8 protein-coding genes, 1 tRNA gene and 1 pseudogene are annotated in these 11,956 nt (G+C 44.9%); all 10 read left to right on the forward strand.

What is annotated here, in order from left to right; genetic code table 11:
• Positions 1-114 (forward strand): annotated as a pseudogene (locus A3757_RS24965) (elongation factor Tu); the annotation flags it as partial.
• Positions 115-161: 47 nt separating this feature from the next.
• Positions 162-237 (forward strand) — tRNA-Trp (locus A3757_RS00950).
• Between the two features lie 53 nt (positions 238-290).
• A complete protein-coding gene (gene secE, locus A3757_RS00955) occupies positions 291-659 on the forward strand; it encodes a preprotein translocase subunit SecE (protein ID WP_068507441.1) in 369 nt (122 codons plus the stop codon).
• Between the two features lie 13 nt (positions 660-672).
• On the forward strand, positions 673-1,206 hold the full coding sequence (gene nusG, locus A3757_RS00960; protein ID WP_068507438.1) for a transcription termination/antitermination protein NusG: 534 nt from the start codon (positions 673-675) through the stop codon (positions 1,204-1,206).
• Between the two features lie 99 nt (positions 1,207-1,305).
• Positions 1,306-1,740, forward strand: a complete 435-nt coding sequence (rplK, locus tag A3757_RS00965) for a 50S ribosomal protein L11 (RefSeq protein WP_068507436.1) — start codon at positions 1,306-1,308, stop codon at positions 1,738-1,740.
• Positions 1,740-2,438, forward strand: coding sequence for a 50S ribosomal protein L1 (gene rplA / locus A3757_RS00970; protein WP_068553378.1), 699 nt, complete (start codon positions 1,740-1,742; stop codon positions 2,436-2,438). Before rplK ends, rplA begins: the two co-directional genes overlap by 1 nt.
• A 226-nt stretch (positions 2,439-2,664) precedes the next feature.
• Positions 2,665-3,195, forward strand: coding sequence for a 50S ribosomal protein L10 (gene rplJ / locus A3757_RS00975; RefSeq protein ID WP_068507430.1), 531 nt, complete (start codon positions 2,665-2,667; stop codon positions 3,193-3,195).
• Positions 3,196-3,233: 38 nt separating this feature from the next.
• The gene (rplL, locus tag A3757_RS00980; protein ID WP_068507428.1) at positions 3,234-3,614 is read left to right on the forward strand and encodes a 50S ribosomal protein L7/L12; all 381 of its coding nucleotides are present in this window, start codon (positions 3,234-3,236) and stop codon (positions 3,612-3,614) included.
• A 284-nt stretch (positions 3,615-3,898) separates the two neighbouring features.
• Entirely contained in the window at positions 3,899-7,969 is a 4,071-nt protein-coding gene (rpoB, locus tag A3757_RS00985) for a DNA-directed RNA polymerase subunit beta (RefSeq protein ID WP_068507426.1), read from the forward strand.
• Positions 7,970-8,057: 88 nt separating this feature from the next.
• Positions 8,058-11,956, forward strand: a 3,899-nt coding sequence (gene rpoC / locus A3757_RS00990; RefSeq protein ID WP_068739003.1) for a DNA-directed RNA polymerase subunit beta', incomplete at its 3' end; no start/stop codon positions are given.

Consider the following 11,956-nt stretch of genomic DNA (forward strand, 5'->3'; position numbering starts at 1 on the left):
CAGTTAACAGCTACTTTGATCGCGCCAATCGCGATGGAAGAAGGTCTACGCTTCGCGATTCGTGAAGGTGGTCGTACTGTAGGTGCGGGTGTTGTAGCTAAGATTGTTGAATAATCTTAGTCTATGTTTGGAAGGCAGCTTGATGCTGCCTTCTTTTGTATAGGCCAGTAGCTCAATTGGCAGAGCAGCGGTCTCCAAAACCGCAGGTTGGGGGTTCGATTCCCTCCTGGCCTGCCATTTATTCTAGTAATAAATGGTAGTGGAACAGAATACTTATTAGTGCGTCGATTATGAATGCAAAGGTAGAGAAAGAAGGTAGTGCGCTAGATACGCTGAAGTGGTTGTTGGTGCTTTGTTTGGTGTCAGCGGGCGTGGTGGGTAACTACTATTTTGAAGCAGAATCTCTGTTGTACAGAGTGCTTGCGCTACTTGTTTTGGCATTTGTTGCTGGATGGGTTGCCGTTCAAACGACAAAAGGGCAGGCCTTTGCGAAGTTGGTCTCTGAAGCTCGTTTAGAGATTCGTAAGGTTGTATGGCCTACTAAGCAAGAGTTGACCCAGACGACAATGATAGTTGTTGTTTTTGTGTTAGTGGTTGCGCTTATTTTATGGGGTGTCGACTCCCTGATCGGCTGGATTGTTTCCAGTATTATAGGGTAGTAGGAGAATCACGATGTCCAAAGCTTGGTATGTAGTTCATGCCTATTCAGGTTACGAAAAGCAGGTAATGCGCTCGTTGCAAGAGCAGGTTGCTTTGAAAGGCTTGGAAGCAAAATTTGGTGAAATACTGGTTCCTACAGAGGAAGTGGTAGAAATGCGCGAAGGTAAAAAGCGCAAGAGTGAGCGTAAGTTTTATCCAGGCTACGTTCTTGTGCAAATGGAAATGGACGACGATGCTTGGCATTTGGTTAAGTCCACTCCAAGAGTGTTAGGCTTTATTGGTGGTACTGCTGAAAGACCTGTGCCAATTACTGATCGTGAAGCTGATACGATTCTTCAGAAGATAGAGACGGGTGCAGAGAAACCTCGTCCTAAGACCTTGTTTGAAGCTGGTGAAGTGGTTCGGGTTATCGATGGGCCGTTTGCAGACTTTAATGGTGTTGTTGAGGAAGTAGATTACGAGAAGAGCCGCGTTAAAGTAGCGGTTCTGATTTTTGGTCGCTCTACCCCTGTCGAACTAGAGTTTGGGCAAGTAGAAAAAGACTAAGCAAGTAAGATTTTATCTGCTCACTTTGCGAACTGCAAAGTGGGCTTTTTCTGTCTATACGGGGAGCTATTGAAGCGTTTGAACCCGAAGGAGTAAAAAATGGCAAAGAAAGTTGATGCTTATATCAAGCTTCAGGTAGCCGCTGGTAAAGCGAATCCAAGTCCGCCGGTTGGTCCTGCACTAGGTCAGCACGGTGTTAACATCATGGAATTCTGTAAAGCGTTTAACGCTCAGACTCAAGGTGTTGAACCAGGTCTGCCAGTTCCTGTTGTAATTTCTGTATATAGTGACAAGAGTTTTACTTTTGTCATGAAGACCCCACCTGCATCTATTCTGTTGAAGAAAGCTGCTGGTATCACTAGTGGTAGCGGTCGTCCTAATACTGAGAAGGTTGGAACTGTTACTCGCGCTCAGTTAGAAGAAATTGCTAAAACTAAAGACCCTGACTTAAATGCAGGTGATATGGATGCTGCAGTAAGAATTATTGCTGGTACAGCGCGTAGCATGGGACTTAATACTGAGGGTGTTAACTAATGGCAAAATTAACAAAGCGCCAAAAGTTGGTGCAGGAAAAAGTTCAAGCAGAAAAAGCGTACACGGTAGAAGAAGCGGTAGCTTTGCTTGCTGAGCTTTCAAACGGTGTTAAGTTTACTGAGTCGGTAGATGTTGCTATCAACCTAGGTGTTGATGCGCGTAAATCTGACCAGGCTGTTCGAGGTTCTACAGTACTACCAAATGGAACTGGCAAAACAGTTCGTGTTGCTGTGTTTACTCAAGGTGAAAATGCAGAGAAAGCTAAAGAAGCTGGTGCTGATATCGTTGGTATGGACGAGTTGGCTGCTGAAGTTAAAGCTGGAAACATGGATTTTGACGTAGTTGTTGCATCTCCGGACGCAATGCGTGTAGTTGGTCAGTTAGGTCAAATTCTTGGTCCACGCGGTCTAATGCCAAACCCGAAAGTTGGTACAGTGACGCCAGACGTAGCGACTGCCGTTAAAAATGCAAAAGCTGGTCAGGTTCGTTATAGAACTGACAAGAACGGTATTGTTCATACTATCGTTGGTAATGTTGAGTTCTCAGCTGATTCGATTAAACAGAATATCGAAGCATTGTTGGCTGACTTGAAGAAGGCTAAGCCTGCTTCTGCAAAAGGTGTTTATTTGAAGAAAGTTACACTTTCTTCAACAATGGGTCCTGGTCTACTTATTGATCAGAGCTCAGTGTCTTCATAAGAAGATATGTTAAAGAATACTTTGGAGTCTGAGCCTAGCTCGGGCTGTCAAAGACCGCAGGTGTTGGCTATTTATTAATTTAGAGTGCTAACTTAATCTCCTGCGCAGACGGTGTGTGGACTCTCTTAAATGAGTTGTATCTCCGCCGTAGGTCGCTCCCTGTTTATGCTAACAGGGGGTGGAACTAAGTGGTCAGCTTCGGCTGACTCTCTTGAGGAGAAAACCAATGGCAATTGGAATCGAAGACAAAAAGGCGATTGTCGCCGAAGTCAACGAAGTTGCTGGCGGTGCTTTATCTCTTGTGATGGCTGATTATCATGGCGTTGACGCTAATGATATGACAGGCCTTCGTAAAGAAGCTCGTGAAGGCGGAGTTTATCTTCGTGTCGTTCGAAACACCTTAGCAAAGCGTGCGGTAGAAGGAACAGAGTTTGAATGTGCAGCTGAAGCGTTGGTTGGTCCAACAATTCTTGCATTTTCTTTGGAAGATCCAGGTGCGGCAGCGCGCTTGTTGAAAGATTTTGCTAAAGAAAAAGAAGCATTCGAGATAAAAGCATTAGCGGTTGGTGGTGAACTACTGGGTGCAGATCAGATCGATCGTTTGGCTAAGTTGCCAACGCGCGATCAGGCGTTGGGCATGTTGGCCAGCGTTATTCAAGCACCTATTACCAAGCTTGCACGTACATTCAACGAAGTTCCTTCGAAGGTTACTCGTGCAGTGGCAGCAGTTCGCGATCAGAAGAAAGACGCAGCTTAATTATTTTTTATATAACTTACATTTAGGAGAATGGGACCATGTCTCTATCTAAAGACGATATTTTAAATGCAATCGCTGAAATGAGCGTAATGGACGTTGTTGAACTAGTTGAAGCAATGGAAGAGAAATTCGGCGTATCTGCAGCTGCTGCTGTAGCTGCTGCTCCTGCTGCTGGCGGTGACGCTGGTGGTGCTGCTGCCGCTGAACAGACTGAGTTTGACGTTGTTCTTGCAGGCGCTGGCGACAAGAAAGTTAACGTAATCAAAGCAGTTCGTGCTCTTACAGGTCTTGGCCTTAAAGAAGCGAAAGCAATGGTTGATGGTGCTCCATCTACTGTTAAAGAAGGCGTTAGCAAAGACGACGCTGAAGCTGCTAAGAAAGAGCTTGAGGAAGCTGGCGCATCTGTTGAAGTTAAGTAACTATAATTATAGTTATTTGATGCATGCAGAAGCACACGCATCCTAACGAAATTGGCTGGTAGCATTTGCTGCCGGCCTTTTTCTGTTGTTAGTTAGTAGATAGCTTTCATTATATTGATGCTAACAAGCATCATAGAACAAACTATAAGAAGGTTTGTTAGAAAGGAATATTTGGCAAAGCCTTGAGCATGCAATAAGTATCTCTTTCTAAACATAGCCTGTTATTAAACGGTGTCAACCGTTCAACAATTCAGACCGTTAAGTCACAAAACTGGGGAATATAAATGGCCTACTCGTATACAGAGAAAAAGCGTATTCGTAAAGAATTTGGCGTGTTACCAACCGTCATGGATGTGCCGTATCTTTTGTCTATTCAAATAGACTCGTACTTAAGCTTCTTGCAGAGTGACAATGACCCAGAGTCTCGTGACGATGTTGGTCTTCACGCTGCATTCAAGTCAGTTTTTCCAATTTTGAGCTTCTCAGGTAATGCTGCATTAGAATATGTGAGCTACCGTTTGGGTGAACCCGCATTTGACGTAAAAGAGTGTATTCAGCGTGGTGTAACATACGCAGCTCCATTGCGTGTTAAGGTTCGATTGATTATTTATGATAAAGAATCATCAAATAAAGCAATCAAAGACATCAAAGAGCAAGAAGTATACATGGGCGAAATGCCGCTCATGACCGAAAATGGTACATTTGTTGTTAACGGTACTGAGCGTGTAATCGTCTCTCAGTTGCATCGTTCTCCAGGCGTATTTTTTGATCACGATAAGGGTAAAACACACTCTTCTGGTAAGTTGTTACACTCTGCTCGTGTTATTCCTTACCGTGGTTCATGGTTGGACTTTGAGTTTGACCCGAAAGACAACGTTTTTGTTCGTATTGACCGACGTCGTAAACTACCTGCATCGATCTTGCTACGTGCGCTTGAATACAGCACACAAGAAATTCTTGAAATGTTCTTCGATACCAGTGCATTCGTTATTTCCGGCGAGAGCTGTAAGCTAGAGTTGGTGCCTGCTCGCCTACGTGGTGAGCTTGCAAGTTTCGAAATTAAAGATGCTGACGGTAAGGTTATCGTTGAAGAAGGTCGTCGTATTACTGCGCGTCATATCAGACAGCTTGAGAAGCTTGGTAATCACCTTGAAGTTCCACGTGAGTACCTACACGGCAAGGTGACAGCGAAAGACTTGATCAATGAAGAAACTGGCGAATTGGTTGTTGAGTGTAATACCGAAATCACTGATGAAGTGATCGATACAATTATTGAAGCGGGTATCGAATCGTTCGAGACGATTTATACGAACGAACTAGATTGCGGCCCGTTCATGTCTGATACGCTAAGAATCGATCCGACAAGTAATCAGCTTGAAGCTCTGGTAGAGATTTATCGTATGATGCGTCCTGGTGAGCCGCCAACTAAGGATTCAGCAGAGAACCTGTTCAAGAACTTGTTCTTTACTTCTGAGCGCTACGATCTTTCTGCAGTAGGCCGCATGAAGTTTAATCGCCGTATCGGACGTAGCGATGAGACGGGCGAAGGCGTACTGTCAAATGAAGATATTATCGATGTCTTGAAAACATTGATCGATATTCGAAATGGTAAGGGTGAAGTTGATGATATCGATCACTTGGGTAACCGTCGTATTCGATCTGTAGGTGAAATGGCAGAGAACCAATTCCGTGTTGGTTTGGTTCGTGTTGAAAGAGCTGTACGTGAGCGTTTGAGCATGGCTGAGTCTGATGGTCTAATGCCACAAGACTTGATCAATGCTAAGCCTGTCGCTGCAGCCGTTAAAGAATTCTTTGGTTCTAGCCAGTTATCTCAGTTTATGGATCAGAACAACCCGCTTTCTGAGGTGACTCATAAGCGTCGTGTATCAGCATTAGGCCCAGGTGGTTTGACTCGTGAGCGTGCTGGTTTTGAGGTTCGAGATGTACACCCGACTCACTACGGTCGCGTTTGTCCTATCGAAACGCCTGAAGGTCCAAACATCGGTTTGATTAACTCTTTGGCAACCTACGCACGAACTAACTCTTTTGGCTTCTTAGAGAGTCCGTATAGAAAAGTTGTTGACAGTGTTGTAACAGACGAGATCGAGTATCTGTCAGCAATTGAAGAAAGTGGCTTCATTATCGCACAGGCTAGTGCTGTTGTTAGTGAAGACGGTAAGCTAACTGAAGAGCTTGTTAACGTTCGATATAAAAACGAATTTACAGTAACGCCACCTGAGAAGGTTAACTATATGGACGTGTCACCACGTCAGGTAGTATCGGTAGCAGCTTCTTTGATTCCTTTCTTGGAACACGATGATGCGAACCGTGCTTTGATGGGGTCAAACATGCAGCGTCAGGCTGTTCCAACCCTACGTGCTGAAAAGCCATTGGTTGGTACGGGTATTGAGCGAATTGTTGCTCAGGACTCCGGTGTATGTGTGGTTGCAGATCGAGGTGGTGTAATCGAACGTGTCGATGCAGGCCGAATTGTTGTTCGTGTTAACGATGATGAGACTGCACAAGGCGACGCAGGTGTAGATATCTACAACCTAACGAAATATGTTCGTTCAAACCAAAATACTTGTATAAATCAACAGCCTTTGGTTAAGCAGGGTGAGCAAATTTCTCGTGGTGACGTACTTGCTGATGGTCCTTCGGTTGATATGGGTGAGCTGGCTTTGGGTCAGAACATGCGTATCGCCTTTATGCCTTGGAACGGTTACAACTTTGAGGATTCGATCCTTGTATCTGAGCGTGTAGTTCAAGAAGACCGTTTCACAACTATCCATATTCAGGAATTGACTTGTGTTGCGCGTGATACCAAGTTAGGTAGCGAAGATATTACTGCCGATATTCCGAATGTTGGTGAGAACGCACTTTCCAAGCTGGATGAGTCGGGTATCGTTTATATCGGTGCTGAGGTGGGTGCTGGTGATATTCTTGTTGGTAAGGTAACACCTAAGGGCGAAACCCAGTTAACGCCTGAAGAAAAGCTACTTAGAGCAATCTTCGGTGAAAAAGCATCTGATGTTAAGGATACTTCACTGCGAGTTTCTACAGGAACGCGTGGTACGGTAATCGACGTTCAGGTCTTTACTCGTGACGGTGTTGAGAAAGATCAGCGTTCGAAAGATATTGAAAACGATCAGCTTGATAAGTTCCGTAAAGATTTGAAAGATGAGTATCGCATTGTTCAGGGCGCAACTTATGAGCGTCTTACAAAAGCTTTGCTTGGTCAGTCTGTAATTTCTGCGCCAGGTTTGAAGAAGGGCGATACCCTTAGTGAAGATTACCTTAAAGGCTTAGAGCCTAGCGATTGGTTCACAATTCGTATGTCTGAAGACTCTCTAAATGAGATGTTGGAGAAGGCAGAGGCGCAATTGGAAGATCGTCGTAAAGATCAGGAAGAGCGCTTCGAAGTTAAGAAGGGTAAGCTTCAGACTGGTGATGATCTCGCACCGGGTGTACTGAAAATAGTTAAGGTTTACGTTGCGATCAAACGTCGTATTCAGCCTGGTGATAAGATGGCTGGACGACACGGGAACAAGGGTGTTATCTCGGTTATTATGCCAGTTGAAGATATGCCATATGATGAGCATGGTAACCCAGTAGATATTGTACTTAACCCGCTAGGTGTTCCGTCTCGAATGAACGTCGGTCAGGTACTGGAAACACACTTGGGTTGTGCTGCAAAAGGTCTTGGTAAGAAAATTGACCTTATGATTAAACAGCAGAAAGAAGTGCAAGAACTACGTGGCCTACTGGATCAAATCTATAACGGTGTTGCTGATAAGAAAGAAGCGTTGGATACCTTTAGTGATGAAGAGATTCTAGAGCTGGCACATAACCTTCGCGGTGGTGTTCCAATGGCGACTCCTGCTTTTGATGGTGCGAAAGAGTCTCAGATTAAAGAGCTTCTTCGTCTAGCCGGTCTTGATGATAGTGGTCAGGTTCAATTATATGATGGTCGTACTGGGGACTCTTTTGATCGTCCAGTTACCGTTGGCTATATGTATATCCTTAAGTTGAACCACTTGATTGATGACAAGATGCACGCTCGTTCTACGGGTTCATACAGCCTTGTTACTCAGCAGCCATTGGGCGGTAAAGCTCAGTTTGGTGGTCAGCGCTTCGGTGAGATGGAAGTATGGGCGCTAGAAGCTTACGGTGCTGCTTATACGCTACAGGAAATGCTTACGGTTAAATCTGATGATGTTAACGGCCGTACCAAGATGTATAAGAACATCGTTGATGGTGATCACCGTATGGAGCCTGGCATGCCAGAATCATTCAACGTACTTGTTAAAGAAATTCGCTCGCTTGGTATTGATATCGAGCTGGAATCAGAGTAGTTCGCAAGTCAATACAAACAATTACGCGGAGGCGAGCGCTTCTAGATGAAGCGTTCGCGGATAGATAACTCCAATTGGAGCAAAACCGATGAAAGATTTATTAAACCTATTAAAAAACCAAAATCAAACTCAGGAATTCGACTCAATTCGTATTGGCTTGTCGTCTCCAGAAATGATCCGATCTTGGTCATACGGTGAAGTTAAGAAGCCAGAAACGATTAACTATCGTACATTCAAGCCAGAGCGTGATGGCTTATTTTGTGCCAAAATTTTCGGTCCTATCAAGGACTATGAGTGCTTGTGTGGTAAGTACAAGCGCCTTAAGCATCGTGGTGTAATTTGTGAGAAGTGTGGTGTAGAAGTTGCGCTTGCTAACGTAAGACGTGACCGTATGGCTCATATCGAACTAGCTAGCCCAGTTGCTCACATCTGGTTTTTGAAGTCTTTGCCGTCACGTATTGGTATGCTTTTAGATATGACTTTGCGTGATATCGAGCGAGTATTGTATTTCGAATCATACATGGTTATTGATCCGGGTATGAGTACGCTTGAGCACGGTCAGCTACTTAGTGACGAACAATATTACGAGGCACTTGAAGAGTTCGGTGATGAGTTCGACGCTAAGATGGGTGCAGAAGCGATTCAAAGCTTACTGCAGAACATCAATCTAGAAGAAGAGATTGAGCGTTTAAGAGAAGAGATTCCAGCGACTAACTCAGAAACAAAAATTAAGAAGCTATCTAAGCGTCTTAAATTATTAGAGTCTTTCCACAGCTCAGGCAATAACCCTGAGTGGATGGTCTTGAAGGTGTTGCCTGTACTTCCACCAGATCTTCGTCCTTTGGTTCCCCTGGATGGCGGTCGTTTTGCGACGTCTGATCTGAACGACCTTTATCGTCGAGTGATCAATCGTAACAATCGTTTGAAGCGACTACTAGAGCTGAGCGCACCAGATATCATTGTTCGTAACGAAAAACGTATGTTGCAAGAATCTGTGGACGCATTGCTAGATAACGGCCGTCGTGGTCGTGCTATCACTGGTTCAAACAAGCGTCCTCTTAAGTCTTTGGCTGACATGATCAAAGGTAAGCAGGGTCGTTTCCGCCAGAACCTTCTTGGTAAGCGTGTTGATTACTCTGGTCGTTCGGTGATCGTTGTTGGTCCTAGCCTTCGTTTGCATCAGTGTGGTTTGCCTAAGAAAATGGCACTTGAGCTATTTAAACCATTTATCTTCTCTAAGCTTGAGCATCGTGGTTTAGCTACGACCATCAAAGCGGCGAAGAAGATGGTTGAGCGTGAAACACCTGAAGTATGGGACATTCTTGCTGAAGTAATTCGTGAGCACCCGGTAATGTTGAACCGTGCACCGACACTTCACCGTTTGGGTATTCAGGCATTTGAGCCGGTATTGATCGAAGGTAAAGCGATCCAGTTACACCCACTAGTTTGTGCGGCATATAACGCTGACTTTGATGGTGACCAAATGGCGGTACACGTTCCTCTGACGCTAGAAGCTCAGTTGGAAGCGCGTGCCTTAATGATGTCTACTAACAATATTCTTGCGCCTACGAATGGTGAGCCTATTATAGTTCCTTCCCAAGATGTTGTACTAGGTTTGTACTATATGACACGTGAGCGTATAAACGCTCAAGGTGAAGGTATGGTTTTCTCTGATATTAAAGAGGTTCAGAGAGCATACGGTGCGAAAAAAGTTCACTTGCAGGCGAAAGTAAAAGTTCGTCTTACAGAGGTTACCAAAGATGAAGACGGTAACAATGTAAGCAAGTCGTTGATTGCAGATACGACAGTTGGTCGAGCAATGTTGTTCGATATTCTTCCTGATGGCTTACCATTTGATTTAGTTAACCGCCCGATGGTTAAAAAGGCGATCTCTAAGTTGATCAATACTGCATATCGCGTATGTGGTTTGAAAGATACGGTAATCTTCGCAGACCAGCTTATGTATTTAGGCTTTTCTCAAGCGACGTTTTCTGGCTCATCTATCGGTGTTAACGACTTCGTTATACCTGATGAGAAATATACGATTATCGATGCGTCTTCTGCTGAAGTAAAAGAGATCGAGACTCAGTTTGCCTCAGGTCTTCTGACGCACGGTGAGAAATACAACAAGGTTATCGATATCTGGGCGAGAGCTAACGATAAAGTCGCTAAAGCGATGATGGATAATCTCGGTAAAGATACCGTCGTTGATCGTGAAGGTAAGACGGTTGAGCAAGACTCATTTAACTCAGTCTTTATGATGGCTGACTCAGGCGCAAGGGGCTCGGCTGCACAGATTCGTCAGCTAGCTGGTATGCGTGGTTTGATGGCTAAGCCGGATGGTTCGATCATCGAAACGCCAATCACAGCAAACTTCCGTGAAGGTTTGAACGTACTTCAGTACTTCATCTCTACTCACGGTGCTCGTAAAGGTTTGGCGGATACGGCATTGAAGACTGCAAACTCCGGTTACCTAACTCGTCGTTTGGTTGACGTTGCCCAGGATCTTGTTGTGACCAATGATGATTGTGGCACCAAAGAAGGTCTGTTAATGACGCCAATGATTGAAGGTGGTGATGTTGTTGTACCACTAGGTGATCGTGTATTGGGTCGTGTTGCAGCAAAAGATATCTTTGCACCGGGTGATTTAGAAAATGTTGTTCTGCCTGTTGGCACCTTCTTGGATGAAAAGAAGGTATCCGAACTAGAAAAGGCAGGTGTTGATGAAGTATGGGTTCGCTCAGCGATTACCTGTGATACTCGACACGGTGTTTGTGCCCAGTGCTACGGTCGTGACTTGGCTCGTGGTCATGTTGTTAATAAGGGTGAGGCTGTTGGTGTTATCGCTGCGCAGTCAATCGGTGAGCCGGGTACACAGTTAACGATGCGTACTTTCCACATCGGTGGTGCGGCGTCTAGATCATCTGCAGTAGATAATATTCAGGTTAAGCATGGTGGTAAGATCCGCCTGCATAATATGAAGTCGATTGAGCGTAAAGACGGCTGCCTAGTTGTAACCTCTCGCTCTTCTGCGCTAGCAGTAGCTGATGAGCATGGTCGCGAGCGTGAGTGGTATAAGCTTCCTTACGGTGCTGTGATCTCGGCTAAAGACGGTGACAAGATCGAAGCGGGTGGTGTGGTTGCTAAGTGGGATCCACATACGCACCCAATCATTACCGAAAATGGTGGTAAGGCTCAGTTCGTTGGAATGGAAGAGGGTATTACTGTAACGACTCAAACTGATGAGTTAACAGGTCTATCCAATATCCAGATTATCGATCCGAAAGATCGTCCATCTTCAGGTAAAGATATTCGTCCAATGGTTCAGCTTGTGGATGAAGATGGTAACCCTGTCTTGTTACCAGGTACAGATAATCCGATTCAGGTATTCTTGCCAGCTAACGCTTTGTTAAATATGCGTGATGGCGACATGGTTGAAGTAGGCGACGTCTTGGCTCGTATTCCTCAAGAGTCATCTAAGACTCGTGATATCACAGGTGGTCTACCGCGAGTAGCTGACTTGTTCGAGGCGCGTAAGCCTAAAGAGCCTTCTATCTTGGCTGAAATTTCTGGTGTTGTTAGTTTCGGTAAAGAGACTAAGGGCAAGAAGCGATTAGTGATTACGCCTAAAGATGGTGCTGAGCCGTATGAAGCATTGATTCACAAGTATCGCCAGTTGAACGTATTCGAAGGCGAAACAGTAGAAAAGGGTGAGGTTATCTCGGATGGACCTTCTAACCCGCACGATATTTTGCGCCTACTGGGTGTTGTGGAGCTATCTAAATACATCACTAACGAAGTGCAGGACGTTTACCGTTTGCAGGGTGTTGTAATTAACGATAAGCATATCGAAGTTATCGTGCGCCAGATGTTGCGTAAAGTTGAGATTACGCAGTCTGGTGATACTGACTTGATCAAGGGTGACCAGGTTGAGTATGTGAAGTTCTTGGAAGCTAATGAAGAGGCTGATTCGAACGACAAGATGCC

The sequence above is a fragment of the Oleiphilus sp. HI0117 genome (assembly GCF_001635235.1).